Raw genomic sequence first — 16,245 nt, forward strand, 5'->3', positions numbered from 1 at the left:
CGATGCCGTCGGGAACAGGGAGATGGCGCGAGCATGGGCGATGAATGACCGGCCTCATGCCTCGGTGTTACTGGACGCTGCGGTCGACGCGTTGTCCGTGCGGCCGGGCGGCGTCTATGTGGATGCCACCTACGGGCGCGGTGGCCATACCGGCGCCATTCTCGAGCGTCTGGGTGGTCAGGGCCATTTGCTGGCGGTGGATCGCGACCCGGATGCTGCGGCCCATGCGGAACGCAGTTGGGGGCGCGAGCCCCTTTTTCAGTTCCGGCGCACGGGCTTCGATCGCCTCGCCGAGGTGGTCGACGAAGCCGGCCTGCGCGGCCGCGTCGACGGCATCCTGTTCGATCTCGGGCTGTCCTCGCCGCAGGTGGACGATGCCAGCCGCGGGTTTTCCTTCCGCCATGGCGGCCCGCTGGACATGCGTATGGATCCCGATACGGGGGAAAGCGCGGCGGCCTGGCTGGCGCGGGCGGAAATGGGTGAGATCGCCGGTGTCCTGCGCCGCTACGGCGAGGAGAAGCTGGCCGGCCGAATCGCCCGGGCCATCGTGACCGCCCGCGAGCAGGCACCCATCGACACCACCGACCGGCTGGCCGCGATCGTGGCCGACGCCACCCCGGCCCGGATCGCCGCCGGCAGCCGGATTCATCCCGCCACGCGCACGTTCCAGGCGCTGCGCATCCTGGTCAACGATGAGCTGGTTGCCCTGCAGACGGCCCTGGCGGCCTGCCCCGGGGCGCTTGCCGACGGCGGCCGGTTGGCGGTGATCAGTTTTCATTCGCTCGAGGACCGCATCGTCAAGCGGTTCATGCGGGCCGAAGCGCATCCGCCGCCGCCACCGGTGCCCATGGCGGCCGAGCCACAACCCGGCTTCGTTCTGGTGGGTAAGCCCCAGCGGCCGGACGCAGCCGAGGTAGCAGCCAATCCCCGGGCGCGCAGCGCCGTGCTGCGGGTAGCCGAACGGCGGCGCGCATGACCGGGCGGCGTGCCGTGATGCTGACGGTCCTGAGTGGCGTCGCGCTAGTCAGCGCGGTGGCCGTGATCGAGGCCAAGCACCAGTCGCGGGTGCTGCAGTCGGAGTTGCAGGTTCTGCGGGTCGAACGTGATCGACTGCGCACCGAATGGTCGCAGCTGCAACTCGAGGAAAGCGCCTGGGCCAATCCGGACCGGGTTGCCCGCATGGCGCGGGAACAGCTGAATATGCAGGTACCGCGTCACTTCGAATTGCTCGAGGGGCAACCGTGAGTCGGTCGCGGCGCCGCAATCTCAAGCTGGAGCCGCCGCCGGCCTGGCGCGCCCGCGCCATGCTCGGGCTGTTCGGCGTGTTTGCCGTGATGCTCGGCGCCCGGGCGTTCGAACTTCAGGTGCTGGATCAGGAATTCCTCAACGAGGAGGGTGCCAAGCGGCATCTGCGCACGATGGAGGTGCCCGCGGTTCGCGGTGCGATCCGCGACCGCCGTGGTGCGCCGCTGGCGCTGTCGGCGCCGACCGAGTCGGTCTGGGCGGTGCCGGCGGCGCTGCTGGATGACCCCGGGCGTCTGTCCGCTCTGGCCGCCGAACTGGACTACAGCACGGCGGAACTGCGTGACCGTCTGGAAAACTATCGCGAACGTCAGTTCCTGTATCTGCAGCGCCAGCTCAGTCCGGCCCATGCCCAGCGCGTGATGGCAGTGGGTGCTCCGGGGGTATTCCTGCAGCGTGAATACCGGCGGTACTACCCGGGTGGCGAAACCACCGCCCAGCTGGTGGGCCTGACCGATATCGACGGCCGCGGTCAGGAGGGCATCGAATTGTCCTTGAACGACCAACTCGATGGCGAGCCCGGTAGTCGTCGGGTGATCAAGGACCGCGTCGGCCGGGTGGTCGAGGATCTGGCCGAGTTCACCCCGCCGGATCCCGGCGGCGACGTACGCCTGACCGTGGACCTGCGGCTGCAGGCGCTGGCCTATCGCGAACTCAAGGCGGCGGTATTGGAACACCAGGCCAGCGCTGGCGTGGCGGTGATGGCCGACCCGGAAACCGGCGAAATCCTGGCCATGGTGTCCTTTCCCAGTTTCAATCCAAACAGTCGGGAGTCCATTCCGACCGGGACGTTGCGCCATCGCGCCGTCACCGACACGTTCGAGCCCGGTTCCACCTTCAAGCCGCTGATGGTGTCGCGGGCGCTGGATGCCGGCGCGTTTACCCGAGACAGCGTGATCGACACCGAGGGTGGGCGCTTTCGCGTGGGTCGCCTGACGGTTCGCGATTTTCGCGATTACGGCGATGTCGACCTGCGTCGGCTGCTAACCAAGTCAAGCAACGTTGGCGCCGCCAAGGTGGGGCTGAAGCTGGGCCCGGAGCGGCTCTGGCAGGTTTACAACGACTACGGTTTCGGCAGCATCAGCGGCATTCGCTTCCCGGGCGAGCGTTACGGCGTGCTTCGCAATTTCGCGCGCTGGGATGATGTCACCACCGCCACCGCGGCCTATGGCTACGGGGTTTCGGTGACGGCGCTGCAGCTTATCCGCGCCTATTCGGCGCTGGCAGATGACGGCCGGCTTCGGGATCTGCGGCTGACTCTGGCCGACAAGGACGACTGGCAGGCCGAGCCCAGGCAGGTGATTTCGGCCGATGCCGCCGCCAAGGTACGTGACCTGCTCGGCGAAGTCGTGTCCGCGGAAGGCACGGCCGGGCGGGCCGCGGTGCCTGGTTACCGGGTGGTTGGCAAGACCGGCACGGTGCGCAAGGTCGAGGGTGCGGGCTATGATGCGGCCAGCCATCAGTCCCTGTTCGTGGGCATGGCGCCGGCCGATGACCCGGCGCTGGTCACGCTGGTGATGGTCGATGAGCCTGGTGGTGGCGACTACTATGGCGGCCTGGTGGCCGCTCCCGCCTTTTCCAACATCATGCGTGAGGCGCTGCGCATTCTGCGCGTGCCGCCGGATAACCCCGCGACCCTGACCGCGGACGCCGTGGCAAAACCGGAGTCCAAGTCGTGAGCCTGGCTGCGGTGCAACCGGCGCCGATGCGGCTGGAACAGCTCCTGGCGGGGGTGGGTGAGACTCCGGCCGGCGCTCTTGAAGTGACCGGTCTGGCCACGGACAGCCGGCAGGTGGCCCCGGGTGACCTGTTTCTGGCCTGTGCCGGGGGCGCCCGGCATGGGGTGGAGTACATTGATGATGCGGTGGCCCGCGGCGCGGTCGCGGTGCTCTGGGAAGGCGAGCAGCCCCCGGCCGCGACGGTGCCGTCTATCCGGGTTACCGATCTGCACCGGCGCGTGGGCGAAATCGCGTCTCGTTTTCATGGCAATCCGTCCGCCAACATGCTGGTAGTGGGCGTAACCGGCACCGACGGCAAGACCTCGGGCACCCACCTGCTCACCCAGGCGCTGATGCATCTGGGCCGCACCAGTGGCTATCTGGGCACGCTCGGTTACGGCTGGCTGGATGCGCTGGCCGTGCCCACCCACACCACGCCGGACGCGGTATCGCTGCAGGGCTGGCTGGCCCGGTTGGCGGCCGCCGGCACCGAGGCCGTGGCCCTGGAGGTGTCGTCGCACGCGCTGGATCAATACCGGGTCAACGGGACCGACATCGATATCGCCGTGCTCACCAACATCGGCCGCGATCATCTCGACTACCACGGCAGCATGGAAGCCTACGCGTTGGCCAAGCGCAGGCTGTTCGAGTTCGCCGGGCTCGATCACGTCATCCTGAATGTGGACGACCCCACCGGCGCTGCCTGGTTTGCCGATATGGCCGAACGCAGCACCTCGGTGGCCTACGGCCTGATGCCGCATACCCCGCCGCTCGCCGGACTGCATGTCTTCGCCACCGACCTGCTGACCCGGCCGGGTGGCCTGGTGATCGAGGTGGACAGCAGCTGGGGCCGTATGCGGGTGGAAAGCGGGCTGCTCGGCCGTTTCAATGCCTACAATCTGCTGGCGGTGCTGGCCGTGCTGCTGGTCGACGGCGTTGCCCCGGACCGCGCGGTGGCCGCACTGGCGGCGCTGCAGACCGTGCCCGGCCGCATGGAAGTGGTCGACGCTCAAGGCCGGGGACCGCTGGTGGTAGTCGACTACGCTCACACCGCGGGGGCGCTGGAGCACGCGCTGCGGGCCCTGGGTGAGCACGTCGACGGCCGGCTGCACTGCGTGTTCGGTTGCGGGGGCGATCGCGATGCGGGCAAGCGTCCGCTGATGGGTGCTGTCGCCGCCCGGCTGGCGGACTGGGTCTGGGTGACCGATGACAATCCCCGCCACGAGGATGGCGACGCCATCGTGCGTGCCATCGTGTCGGGCATGCCCGGCGGCGCGGCAGTCACGGTGCAGCGCGACCGCGCGGCCGCCATCGCGGAAGCGATTGCCGCGGCCGGCGCGAATGATGCCGTGTTGATCGCCGGCAAGGGCCACGAAACCGATCAGCAGATCGGTGACGAACGGCGTCCCTTCGATGATCGGCTGGCGGCCCGTCGCGTGCTGGAGGCGGCATGAAGCTCCGGCTCAGCGAAGTGGCCGCCCTGGTCAACGGCCGGCTGGTAGGCGAGGACGCCTGGGTAGAGGGTGTTTCCTCCGATACCCGGGGGTTGTCGCCCGGGTGTCTGTTCGTCGCCCTGCGCGGGGAACGCTACGACGGCCACGAGTTCGTGCGCCGCGCCGCTACCCTTGCGGCCGGTGCGGCGCTGGTCGCCCGCGAGGTCGACGGTGGCCCGGCCCAGATCGTGGTCGGGGACACGCTGGCGGCGCTGCAGCGCCTGGCGGCGGCCTGGCGGCTGCGCAGCAACGCGCCGGTACTGGCCGTCACCGGCAGCAACGGCAAGACCACCACCAAGACAATGCTGGCGGCCATCCTGGGTCAGGCCGGTCGGGTGCTGGCTACCCGGGGCAATCTGAATAATCACATCGGCGTGCCGCTGACTCTGCTCGAGCTGAACGCTGAGCACGAGTTCGCGGTGGTCGAGATGGGGGCCAATCATCCTGGCGAGATCGCGTTGCTGACCCGTCTGGCCCGTCCGAATGTAGGACTGATTACTAACGCCGGGGATGCCCATCTGGAGGGCTTCGGTTCCCGCGAGGGAGTAGCGCGCGCCAAGGGTGAACTGTTTGCCGACCTGGCGGCGGACGGCATCGCGGTGATCAACGCCGACGATGCCTACGCCGACTTGTGGGGGGAGCTTGCCGGCGATCGTCGGCAGTTGCGCTTCGGTCTTCGGGGGAAGACCGAGGTGAGCGCGCATGACGTGGCCACCGAGGCCAACGGCATGCGCTTCGTGCTGACCGCGCCCGATGGGGAGGCGGCGGTGACACTGCCGCTGGCCGGCCGGCACAACGTTGCCAATGCGCTGGCGGCCGCCGCGGCCGCCGCCGCAGTGGGTACGCCCGTGGCAGCGATTGCGGCCGGTCTGGCCGCGGTGCCGCCGGTGGCGGGACGACTCCGTGCTCGTTCCGCCGTCGGCGGCGCCACCCTGATTGACGACAGCTACAACGCCAACCCGGATTCACTGGCCGCTGCCATCGAGGTGCTGACCGCGGGCGCCGGGGAGGCCTGGCTGGTGCTCGGCGACATGGCCGAACTGGGCGATGCCACGGAAGAGCGCCACACCGAAGCCGGACGGCTGGCCCGTAAGGCGGGGGTGCGGCGTCTGTTCACTATCGGTCGCCACAGCGCCCTGGCGGCGGCGGCATTCGGCGGCGACGCCCGGCATTACGACGACCGCGGGGCGCTGGTCCGCGAGCTCGCCGATGGCCTGTCATCCGAGGTGACCGTGCTGGTGAAGGGGTCGCGCTCGGCGGGCATGGAACAGGTGGTCGAGGCACTCACCTGCAACGACGAGGCCGAGCCGGCCGGGGCAGGTGTCGGATGCTGATGCACCTTGCCGAATTCCTGGAGCAGTACTACAGCGGTTTTCGCGTGTTCCAGTTCCTGACCTTCCGCGGCATTCTCGGCGTGTTGACGGCCATGGTGTTCAGCTTTATCGCCGGGCCGTGGATGATCCGCCACCTGACCGTGCGCCAGATCGGTCAGCAGATTCGTGAGGACGGGCCCGAGTCGCATCTGATCAAGGCCGGCACCCCCACCATGGGAGGCACGCTGATCCTGTGTGCGGTGCTGGTCGCCACCCTGCTGTGGGCCGATTTGTCCAATCAGTGGGTGTGGGTGGCGGTGTTCGTGACCGCCGCGTTCGGGGCGGTCGGTTTCGTCGACGACTACCTCAAGCTCAAGGTGGGCAATAGCCGCGGGCTGTCGGCGGTGGCCAAGTATGGCTGGCAGAGCGTGATCGGCCTGGCGGCGGCCCTGTGGGTGTATGCCGGGGCCGAAACCGCCGCGGAAACCAGCGTGCTGATTCCCATGCTCAAGGATGTGGCGGTGCCACTGGGGGCCGGCTATATCCTGTGGACCTATCTGGTGGTGGTCGGCTCGAGCAACGCGGTGAATCTCACCGACGGGCTCGACGGCCTGGCGATCATGCCCTGCGTGATGGTGGCCTCGGCGCTGGGCGTCTTCGCCTACGTCACCGGTCATACCGAGTTTTCGGACTACCTGGGCTTCCACTACATCGAGGGGGTCGGGGAACTGGCCATCTTCTGCACGGCCATTGGCGGTGCCGGGCTAGGTTTCCTGTGGTTCAACACCTATCCGGCGCAGGTGTTCATGGGCGACGTTGGCGCGCTGGCCCTGGGGGCTGCGTTGGGCATGGTAGCCGTGATCGTGCGTCAGGAGATCGTGCTGCTGGTGATGGGTGGCATCTTCGTCGCCGAAACCGTCTCGGTGATACTGCAGGTGGCCAGCTTCAAGCTGACCGGCCGGCGCATGTTCCGCATGGCCCCGTTGCACCACCACTTCGAACTCAAGGGCTGGGCCGAGCCCAAGATAATCGTGCGCTTCTGGATCATCACCCTGGTGCTGGTCCTGATCGGTTTGTCCACGTTGAAGATCCGATGAGTAGCGGCACTCGGGACTCGGGACTCGGGACTCGGAAGGGGTCGAGTCTGATCGTGGGCATGGGGGCCACCGGGCTGTCCGTGGCCCGCCATTTCCTGCGCGAGGGTGTGCCGTTTGCGGTGACTGACAGCCGGGCGCGGCCGCCCAGAGCACAGGATCTGGAGAGCCTCGCTGACGTTCCGTGCAGCTTCGGCGCCTTTTCTTCGCCACTGCCCCTGGGTCAGCTTGCCGAAGCCGTGGTCAGCCCTGGTGTGTCGCTTGACGAGCCTTTCCTGCGCGAAGTCCGCGCCGCCGGTATTCCCATCGTCGGCGACATTGAACTATTCGCCCGGGTCCTTCAGGCGGCGAGTCCTGAGTCCCGAGTCCCGTCACTGGTCGCCGTCACCGGCTCCAACGGCAAGTCGACGGTCACCGCGCTGGTCGCGGAGATGGCCGCAGCGGCCGGCCGGCGCGCGGCCGCCGGCGGCAATTTCGGCCGACCCGCCCTGGACCTGCTCGACGAAGGCGCTGATTTGTTCGTGCTCGAGCTGTCGAGCTTCCAGCTGGCGCTGGTTGAAAGCCTGGCGCCCACCGCGGCGACGGTGCTCAACGTCAGCGCCGATCACATGGATCGCCATGCCGACATCGATGACTACGCCGCGATCAAGGCCCGCATCTTCCGGCGGGCGGTGGTGTCGGTGGTCAACGGGGACGACAGCCGGGTTGCCGCCATGGTTACCTCGGGTCGACGCGTGGTGATCGGCGACCGGACCGGCGACTGGCATCTGGACGGGCCGGTCGAGGCGCCGGTTGTCTGCCGCGGCGATCAGCCGTTCCTGGCCGCGGCGGACCTGCCGCTGCGTGGCCGCCACAATCTGTGCAACGCCCTGGCGGCCCTGGCGCTGGGCGAGGCCGTCGGATTGCCCGACGTCGCCATGCGCGAAGCGTTGCGCCGTTTCCCGGGTCTGCCGCACCGCTGCCAGTTCGTGGCCTCGGTCAACGGGGTGGACTGGGTCAACGACTCCAAGGGCACCAACGTGGGCGCCATGCTGGCCTCGCTGGACGGCCTGCCGGGCCCGATTCTGCTGCTGGCGGGCGGCCAGGCCAAGGGGGGGGATTTCACCCCGGTCGGGCCGGTGATGTCGCGCAAGGGTCGGCTGGCAATCCTGTTCGGCACGGATGCGGCACGTATTGCCGAAGCGTTGCGCGACCACGTGACGGTCGAGCAGGTGCCGGGTCTGGAGGAGGCGATCGATCGCGCTGCCGGCGTGGCCGAACCCGGGGACACGGTCCTGCTGTCGCCCGGTTGCGCGAGCTTCGATCAGTTCCGGGGCTACGAGGACCGTGGCGAGCGGTTCATGGCCGGTGTGCGGAGGCTGGCGGCATGAATCTGCGCCTGAACCCTGCATGGCGACTGCCGCCCGGCCCGGTGGATGCCTGGTTCGCCACCACGGTCGCGCTGCTGCTGGGTCTGGGACTGGTGATGGTGGGCTCGGCTTCGGTGGCGGTGGCCGACCGGCTGGCTGACGAGCCACTGCATTTCTTCTACCGGCAGGCGGTGTACGCGTTGATCGGCTTGGGTCTGGGCTTCGTGGTCCTGCACGTGCCGCTGCGCCTCTGGCAGGCCAACAGTTTCAACCTGCTGGCCGTGTCGCTGGTGATGCTGCTGCTGGTGCTGATTCCGGGCATTGGCCACGAGGTCAACGGGGCCCGACGCTGGGTCGACCTCGGCGTGGTGTCGGTACAGGTTTCCGAGCCGGCCCGGCTGGGACTGCTGCTGTATCTGGCCGGTTACGCGGTGCGTCAGCAGGTGGAGCTGCGCACCAGTTTCGCCGGGCTGCTGCGGCCGGTGCTGCCCATCGGGCTGGCCTGCCTGCTGCTACTGATCGAACCTGATTACGGCGCCTGCGCGGTCCTGTTCGCGGTAACCGGCATTCTGATGTTCCTGGCCGGTGCCCGGCTGTCGCATCTGCTGGTGCTGGCCGGGACTGCCGGGGGGCTGCTGGTGATGGCGGCGCTGTCGTCGCCCTACCGGGTGGCGCGGTTGATCAGCTTTACCGATCCCTGGGCGCACCCCTATGCCAGCGGCTTTCAGCTGACCCAGTCGCTGATCGCCATCGGACGGGGTGAGGTGGCCGGTGTGGGACTGGGCAATAGCGTCCAGAAACTGCTTTATCTGCCTGAAACCCATACCGACTTCCTGTTCGCCATCCTGGCCGAGGAACTCGGGTTGATCGGGTCGCTGGCCGTGATCGCCCTGTTCACCCTGTTCGTGTGGCGGGCATTCGTGATCGGCCGGCGGGCAATGGACGCGGGCATGCTTTTCGGCGCCTTCCTGGCCTTCGCGCTGTCCAGCTGGATGGTGTTGCAGGCGTTCATCAATATCGCCGTGAACATGGGCATGCTGCCCACCAAGGGGCTAACCCTGCCGTTGATGAGCTATGGCGGTTCCAGCCTCGTCGTGATGTGTGTGCTGGTGGCCCTTCTGCTGCGGGTGGACCTGGAGACCGGCGCCGCCGGCCGGGCGGCGGCACGATGAGCGGCCCGCGGGTTCTGATGATGGCGGGTGGCACCGGCGGGCACGTCTTCCCCGCGCTGGCGGTGGCCGATGCGCTGCGCGAGCGCGGTGCCGAGGTGGTGTGGATGGGCACCAAGGCCGGGCTGGAGTCGCGGGTGGTGCCGGCGGCCGGTTACCGGATGGAATGGGTCGGTGTATCGGGATTGCGCGGCAAGGGCTGGCGCACTTGGCTGGGTGCGCCGTGGCGCTTGATGCAGGCGGTCTGGCAGGCCCTGCAGGCAGTGCGCCGGGTGGCGCCGCAGCTGGTCGTCGGGATGGGCGGTTTCGTGTCCGGTCCCGGCGGCCTGGCGGCCTGGTTGCTGCGCCGGCCGCTATTGGTACACGAGCAGAATGCCGCCGCCGGATTGACCAATCGCGTGCTTGCCCGCCTGGCTCGGACCCGTCTACAGGCTTTCCCCGGCGCGTTGCCCGGTGCCCGCGTCGTGGGTAATCCGGTGCGCGGGGACATCCTGGCCCTGCCGGTCCCGGCGCAGCGCTTCGGTGAGCGCAGTGGCCCGGTCCGCCTGCTGGCCTTGGGTGGCAGCGGCGGGGCCCTGGCAATCAACGAAATGCTGCCGGCGGCGCTGGCCCGTTTGCCGGCGGCCCAGCGGCCGGTCGTGCGGCATCAGGCTGGTCGCACCATCGATCGGGCGCAGGCGGCCTACGCCGAACACGCGGTGGCGGCGGAGGTCAGTGCTTTCATCGAGGACATGGCCGAGGCCTATGCCTGGGCGGATCTGGTGATCTGCCGGTCCGGCGCGCTCACGGTAGCCGAGTTGGCGGCGGCCGGTCTGGGCGCCATTCTGATTCCCTATCCCCACGCGGTCGACGACCACCAGACCGTGAACGGGCGCTATCTGACGCAGCGCGATGCCGCGGTGCTGGTGCAGCAGCGGGACCTCGACCCCGCCCGGCTGGCCCGCCTGCTGGGCGAGCTGATCGGCGACCGACCGCGTCTGCTGGCGATGGCCGAAGCGGCGCGTGCCGCGGCCTGGCCGGATGCCACCCGCGACATCGCGTCCGCCTGCCTGTCCCTGGCGGAGGTGCGGCGATGAACGCAACCCCCACCACTTTCCAGCCGCTGAGCCAACGGCCCATGCGCCGGGTGCAGACGGTGCATTTCGTCGGCATCGGCGGTGTGGGCATGGCCGGCATCGCCGAAGTGCTGCTCAATCTCGGTTATACGGTGTCGGGCAGTGATATTCGGGAAGGCGCCGCCACCCGGCGACTGACCGAGCTCGGAGCGGCGATCCGCATTGGCCATGATGCCGCCAACGCCACCGGTGCCGATGTGGTGGTGACATCGTCGGCGGTGTCGGCCGACAACCCGGAGGTTCTGGCGGCTCGCGAGCGGCTGGTACCGGTCGTGCCGCGGGCCGAAATGCTGGCCGAGCTGATGCGTTTCCGGTACGGGATCGCGGTAGCCGGCACCCACGGCAAGACCACCACCACCAGCCTGGTGGCGTCGGTACTGGCCGAAGGCGGGCTCGACCCGACCTTCATCGTGGGCGGCAAGGTGCTGGGTGCCGGTACCAATGCCCGACTCGGGGAAAGCCCCTACATCGTGGCCGAGGCGGACGAATCGGATGCCTCGTTCCTGTTCCTGACCCCGATGCTGGCGGTAGTGACCAATATCGACGCCGACCATCTGGAAGCCTACGAAGGGGACTTCGCCAAGCTGATCGATACCTTCGTCGAGTTTATCCACCATCTGCCGTTCTACGGCCTGGCGGTGGTCTGCGTCGACGACCCGGTGGTGCGCCAGATGTTGCCGCGGGTGGGTCGGCCGGTGCTGACCTATGGCATTGATCACGACGCCGACCTGCGGGCCGAGAATCTGATTACCGAGGGTCCGGGCACCCGGTTCGAGCTTCGCATCCGCGATCACGACCAGGTCTGGCCGGTGCATCTGAACCTGCCCGGCCGGCACAACGTGCTCAACGCACTGGCTGCGGCCGCGGTGGCCCGCGAACTGGGCGTTGCCATGGACGCCATCCAACGGGCGTTGTCGGGGTTCGCCGGTATCGGCCGTCGTTGCGAGGTGCTGGGCGAGATTGCCCTGGCCGGCCATCACTGCCTGCTGGTGGACGACTACGGCCATCATCCCCGCGAGCTGAGCAGTATTCTGCAGGCGGTGCACGCGGCGTGGCCGGAGCGCCGGCTGGTGGTCGTGTTCCAGCCGCATCGCTTCACCCGAACGCGGGACCTGTTCGAGGATTTCTGTGAAGTGCTGGCGGGTCTGGACGTGCTGGTGCTGTGCGATATCTATCCCGCCGGCGAGGCGCGGATTGCCGATGCCGACGGTCGGGCGCTGGCCCGTGGCGTGCGCGCCCGGGGGCGCGTCAATCCGGTGTTCGTGGGCGACGTGCACGACCTGCCCGACGTGCTGGCCGGCGTGGTCGCGGATAACGATGTGATTCTGACGCTGGGGGCCGGCGACATCGGCGCCGTGGCCGCCGGGATGGCCGTCAGCCATCGTATCGGAGACGCGCCATGAGCGGCCGGTTCGGCAAGGTGGCGGTGCTGATGGGTGGCTGGTCCGCCGAACGGGAGATTTCCCTGCAGTCCGGCCGCGCGGTGCTGGCCGCACTGCAGGCGCGGGGCGTCGACGCGCACGGGGTGGATGTGGACCGGGCCCGCCTGCTGCACCTCGCCGAGGAAGGTTTCGACTGCGCCTGGATTGCCCTGCACGGCACCGGCGGGGAAGACGGCATCGCCCAGGCGGTGCTCGAGGTCCAGGGGCTGCCTTACACCGGCAGCGGTGTGCTCGCTTCGGCGCTGGCCATGGACAAGGCCCGTTGCAAGGCCCTGTGGGCCGCGAGCGGCATCCCGACGCCGGCGCATCGCCTGCTGCGTGCCGATACCGACGCCGACACGCTGGTTGCCGATATCGGCCTGCCCATCTTCGTCAAGCCGGCCACCGAGGGATCGAGCATCGGCATGTCCCGGGTGGACGCGCCGGACCAGCTGCATGCCGCCTGGCAGGCGGCGTCCCGCTATGGGGAATCGGTGCTGGCGGAGCGCTTCGTGGCGGGCGGCGAATACACCGCGGCAGTGCTCGGCGACCGGGTGCTGCCGATGCTGCGCATCGAATCGGCGGGCCCGTTTTACGACTTTCACGCCAAGTACGAGGCTGATACCACCCGTTACCACTGCCCCTGCGGCCTGGCACCGGACGAGGAGCAGCGCCTGGCCGCCCTGTGCCTGGACGCGTTCCGCGCCACCGGCGCCCGCGGCTGGGGACGCGTCGATTTCATGCTGGATGACGACGGCCAGCCCTGGTTTCTGGAGATCAACACCGTGCCGGGCATGACCTCGCACAGCCTGGTGCCGATGAGTGCGGCGGCGGCCGGCATCGACTTCGAGAATCTGGTTGAACGCATTCTGGCCTTGAGCCTGGAGGAGCATGACGATGCGAACTGAACGCAAACGCCTGCTCACACCCCTGTCGATTCTGGCGATGAGTGCGGCAATCGCGGCCTGCACCTGGCAGGGGCTGACGCCCGATCAGCGCCAGGCGCACCGCATGATCGTGGTGGGTGATCTGGCGCGAACCACGGATGCGGCGCTGGTAGATGCCGCGGCGCCATACATGACCCGAGGTTTCTACGAGCTGGACGCGGCAGAGCTGGCCGGTGCCATCCGCGCTTTGCCCTGGATCGCCGAAGCCACGGTGCATCGGCGCTGGCCGGACAGCGTGGTGGTCCGGGTGGCCGAATACCGGCCCGCCGCCCGCTGGGGTGAGGATCAGCTGGTCGACGCCGAGGGGCAGCGGTTCGAGTTGCCGGCGGATCAGGTGCCTGCGGACCTGCCGATCGTGCACGGGCCGGACGGCAGCGCCCGCGAACTGCTGGCCGAACTACCCGCCCTGCAGGCGATTCTGGCCGGCACGGATATGCGCATCGGTCGGCTGGAGCTGGATCGCCGTGGTGGCTGGACGGCGTGGCTTGCCAATGGTCTGGAACTGCGCCTGGGCCGGGACTCGGTCCGGGACCGTCTGACCCGTTTTGCCCGGCATGCACCGAGCGCCCTGGGCGCCGCGCTGGAAACGGCCGGTTATGTGGATCTGCGTTACGCGGATGGTTTCGCCGTGGGTGGCAATCGCGCCGCCCCGGCCAATGACAGCGAGACAGATAATGAGCAAGCGGCCTGAGAAGAATCTCGTCGTCGGGCTGGACATCGGTACCTCGAAGGTTGCCTGCATCGTCGCCGAGTACGACGAGGACGGGCAGCTCGAATTGATCGGCATGGGCAGCCAGCCCTCCAAGGGGATGAAGAAGGGCATGGTGGTCAACATCGAGGCCACCACCCAGTCGATCCGCCGCGCGGTGGAAGAGGCCGAGCTGATGGCCGGTTGCCGGATCCAGTCGGTGCACTGCGGCATTTCCGGGGCGCACGTCAGGTCGATCAATTCGCACGGGATCGTGGCGGTGCGCAGCAAGGAGGTCACCGAGGCCGACATCGAGCGGGTCATCGACGCCGCCTGCGCGGTGGCTATTCCGGCCGATCAGAAGATCCTGCATGTGCTGCCGCAGGAATTCGCGGTGGACGATAACGAGGGTATCCAGGAGCCGGTGGGCATGTCTGGCGTTCGGCTGGAGGCCAAGGTCCACATGGTCACCGGAGCGGTGACGTCGGCCCAGAACATCCAGAAATGCGTGGCCCGCTGCGGGCTGGAGGTTTCCAAGCTGTCGCTGGAGCAGCTGGCCTCGGCCGAGGCGGTGCTCAATGACGATGAGAAGGATCTGGGTGTGTGCCTGGTCGACATCGGCGGTGGCACCTCGGACATCGCGGTGTTCGTCAACGGCGCGATCCGTCACACGGCGGTGATTCCGATCGCCGGCGATCAGGTCACCAACGACATCGCGGTGGCATTGCGCACCCCGACCCAGCACGCCGAGGGGATCAAGATCCGCTACGGCTGTGCGCTACCCGAGCTGATCGAGGAAGACGACGCCATCGAGGTGCCCAGCGTGGGCGAACGCCCGCCGCGGCGGCTGTCGCGCTACACGCTGGCCGAGGTGATCAAGCCTCGCTACGAAGAGCTTTTCATGCTCATTCACAAGGAACTCACCCGCAGTGGTTACGACGACGTGATCGCCGGCGGGGTGGTGATAACCGGCGGCTCCGCAAAGATGGAGGGGCTGGTGGACCTGGCCGAGGAGGTCTTCCACATGCCGGTTCGATTGGGGGTGCCGCAGCGGGTCAAGGGGCTGACCGACGTGGTCAGGAACCCCATCCACGCCACCGGCGTGGGGCTGCTGCAGTTCGGTACGAAGCCCGTCACGGGGTATCAGCCCCTGAGTGGCGGTCATTTCGGCAATCAGGGCTTTCAACAGGCCTGGTCACGCATGAAGGCGTGGTTCCAGGGGAATTTTTAGGCAACGCAACGGTTTGAGTCCGGGCAACCGGATCAAGCGTCCCGGCGACGGGACGGCACGGCAACTGGAGGATGGATCATGAGTGAAGTGTTCGAATTCGCTGACGAAAGGACCGACAAGGCCATCATCAAGGTGATCGGCGTCGGAGGCGGCGGTTCCAATACCGTCAATCAGATGGTTAACGGTGGCATCGAGGGCGTGGATTTCATCTGCGCCAACACCGATGCCCAGCATCTGGAGTCCTGTAACGCAGACACCCTGGTGCAGCTGGGGGTCAACGTCACCCGCGGCCTGGGTGCCGGGGCGGATCCGGTGATCGGTCGGCAGGCGGCCGAGGAGGATCGTGACCGTATCCGTGAGGCGATCGAGGGTGCCGACATGCTGTTCATTACCTGCGGCATGGGCGGTGGCACCGGGACTGGCGCGGCCCCGGTGGTGGCCGAAATCGCCCGTGAGCTGGACATCCTCACCCTGGCGGTGGTGACCAAGCCGTTTCCCTTCGAGCGGGGCAAGCGCATGGAAATCGCCCGGCATGGCATTGAGCAGCTGCAGGAGTACGTCGACTCGCTGATCGTCATTCCCAACGAGAAGTTGCTGACCGTACTGGGCAAGGGCACCACGCTGAAGGCCGCGTTCAAGGCCGCCAACGACGTACTGCACAACGCGGTTCAGGGCATTTCCGATCTGATCACCCGTCCGGGTCTGATCAACGTCGACTTTGCCGACGTGCGCAAGGTGATGTCGGTGCAGGGCATGGCGATGATGGGCCGTGCCACCGCTGTGGGCGACGATCGTGCCCGTCAGGCCGCGGAAGAGGCACTGGCCTCGCCGCTGCTGGATGATCTCAACCTGCATGGCGCGGAAGGGTTGCTGGTCAACGTCACCGGCGACGAGAACCTCAGCATCAACGAGTTCCAACTGGTCAACGAAGTGGTCATGGAGATGACCTCGGAAAATGCGGAAGTGATCGTGGGCACCGCGGTCGATGCCAGCATGGGCGACGAACTGTGCGTAACGGTGGTGGCTACCGGCCTTGGCAAGCAGGCGCAGCTGACAGGCCGCGATTCCATTCGGACACTCAAGCGTGACACTGGTGGTCAGGTCCGTTATGAAGAGCTGGATACCCCGACGGTCATCCGTCAGGCCCCGCGTCAGCGCCACGACCAGAACGCGGCCGTGGACATGGACTACCTGGATGTGCCGGCTTTCCTGCGCAACCAGGCAGACTGATACTGCCAGCGGGCGGGTGCGGGCGGCCGTGCCCCGTACCCGCCCGCATTTGGGTGACTATGATATCCTGTTGGGCGCCGCGTATTGTTCACTGCAGCATTTTTCAGCGTGGCGCCGGCGTTCAGCAAGCGTTCATTCTGCAGCGTTCATTATCGGCGCTGTATATGACAAGCGG

General features: G+C 67.8%; 14 protein-coding genes. All 14 read left to right on the forward strand.

The features are described 5' to 3' along the window. The first annotated feature begins 40 nt into the window (after nucleotides 1-40). The gene (gene rsmH / locus RM532_RS02725; protein WP_311651593.1) at nucleotides 41-976 is read left to right on the forward strand and encodes a 16S rRNA (cytosine(1402)-N(4))-methyltransferase RsmH; all 936 of its coding nucleotides are present in this window, start codon (nucleotides 41-43) and stop codon (nucleotides 974-976) included. After that, the gene (ftsL, locus tag RM532_RS02730; protein WP_311651594.1) at nucleotides 973-1,245 is read left to right on the forward strand and encodes a cell division protein FtsL; all 273 of its coding nucleotides are present in this window, start codon (nucleotides 973-975) and stop codon (nucleotides 1,243-1,245) included. Before rsmH ends, ftsL begins: the two co-directional genes overlap by 4 nt. Next, the gene (locus RM532_RS02735) at nucleotides 1,242-2,981 is read left to right on the forward strand and encodes a peptidoglycan D,D-transpeptidase FtsI family protein (protein ID WP_311651595.1); all 1,740 of its coding nucleotides are present in this window, start codon (nucleotides 1,242-1,244) and stop codon (nucleotides 2,979-2,981) included. The genes ftsL and RM532_RS02735 overlap by 4 nt, the downstream gene beginning before the upstream one ends. After that, a complete protein-coding gene (locus tag RM532_RS02740) occupies nucleotides 2,978-4,474 on the forward strand; it encodes a UDP-N-acetylmuramoyl-L-alanyl-D-glutamate--2,6-diaminopimelate ligase (protein ID WP_311651596.1) in 1,497 nt (498 codons plus the stop codon). The genes RM532_RS02735 and RM532_RS02740 overlap by 4 nt, the downstream gene beginning before the upstream one ends. After that, nucleotides 4,471-5,847: a UDP-N-acetylmuramoyl-tripeptide--D-alanyl-D-alanine ligase gene (locus tag RM532_RS02745; RefSeq protein WP_311651597.1), complete on the forward strand. Its 1,377-nt coding sequence runs from the start codon at nucleotides 4,471-4,473 to the stop codon at nucleotides 5,845-5,847. The genes RM532_RS02740 and RM532_RS02745 overlap by 4 nt, the downstream gene beginning before the upstream one ends. Continuing rightward, nucleotides 5,841-6,923, forward strand: coding sequence for a phospho-N-acetylmuramoyl-pentapeptide-transferase (gene mraY / locus RM532_RS02750; protein WP_311651598.1), 1,083 nt, complete (start codon nucleotides 5,841-5,843; stop codon nucleotides 6,921-6,923). Before RM532_RS02745 ends, mraY begins: the two co-directional genes overlap by 7 nt. Beyond that, nucleotides 6,920-8,290: a UDP-N-acetylmuramoyl-L-alanine--D-glutamate ligase gene (murD, locus tag RM532_RS02755; RefSeq protein ID WP_311651599.1), complete on the forward strand. Its 1,371-nt coding sequence runs from the start codon at nucleotides 6,920-6,922 to the stop codon at nucleotides 8,288-8,290. The genes mraY and murD overlap by 4 nt, the downstream gene beginning before the upstream one ends. Further along, the gene (ftsW, locus tag RM532_RS02760; protein ID WP_311651600.1) at nucleotides 8,287-9,441 is read left to right on the forward strand and encodes a putative lipid II flippase FtsW; all 1,155 of its coding nucleotides are present in this window, start codon (nucleotides 8,287-8,289) and stop codon (nucleotides 9,439-9,441) included. Before murD ends, ftsW begins: the two co-directional genes overlap by 4 nt. After that, on the forward strand, nucleotides 9,438-10,514 hold the full coding sequence (gene murG, locus RM532_RS02765; protein ID WP_311651601.1) for an undecaprenyldiphospho-muramoylpentapeptide beta-N-acetylglucosaminyltransferase: 1,077 nt from the start codon (nucleotides 9,438-9,440) through the stop codon (nucleotides 10,512-10,514). Before ftsW ends, murG begins: the two co-directional genes overlap by 4 nt. After that, nucleotides 10,511-11,956 carry a UDP-N-acetylmuramate--L-alanine ligase gene (gene murC, locus RM532_RS02770; protein ID WP_311651602.1) on the forward strand — a complete coding sequence of 482 codons (1,446 nt, stop codon included), beginning with the start codon at nucleotides 10,511-10,513 and terminating at the stop codon, nucleotides 11,954-11,956. The genes murG and murC overlap by 4 nt, the downstream gene beginning before the upstream one ends. Beyond that, nucleotides 11,953-12,882, forward strand: coding sequence for a D-alanine--D-alanine ligase (locus RM532_RS02775; protein WP_311651603.1), 930 nt, complete (start codon nucleotides 11,953-11,955; stop codon nucleotides 12,880-12,882). The genes murC and RM532_RS02775 overlap by 4 nt, the downstream gene beginning before the upstream one ends. After that, nucleotides 12,872-13,612, forward strand: a complete 741-nt coding sequence (locus RM532_RS02780) for a cell division protein FtsQ/DivIB (protein WP_311651604.1) — start codon at nucleotides 12,872-12,874, stop codon at nucleotides 13,610-13,612. Before RM532_RS02775 ends, RM532_RS02780 begins: the two co-directional genes overlap by 11 nt. Next, nucleotides 13,596-14,840 carry a cell division protein FtsA gene (ftsA, locus tag RM532_RS02785; RefSeq protein WP_311651605.1) on the forward strand — a complete coding sequence of 415 codons (1,245 nt, stop codon included), beginning with the start codon at nucleotides 13,596-13,598 and terminating at the stop codon, nucleotides 14,838-14,840. Before RM532_RS02780 ends, ftsA begins: the two co-directional genes overlap by 17 nt. 78 nt (nucleotides 14,841-14,918) lie before the next feature. After that, on the forward strand, nucleotides 14,919-16,070 hold the full coding sequence (gene ftsZ / locus RM532_RS02790; RefSeq protein ID WP_349255246.1) for a cell division protein FtsZ: 1,152 nt from the start codon (nucleotides 14,919-14,921) through the stop codon (nucleotides 16,068-16,070). Nucleotides 16,071-16,245 lie beyond the last annotated feature (175 nt).

Source organism: Spectribacter hydrogenoxidans, assembly GCF_031846275.1.
GTDB lineage: Bacteria > Pseudomonadota > Gammaproteobacteria > Nevskiales > Salinisphaeraceae > Spectribacter > Spectribacter hydrogenoxidans.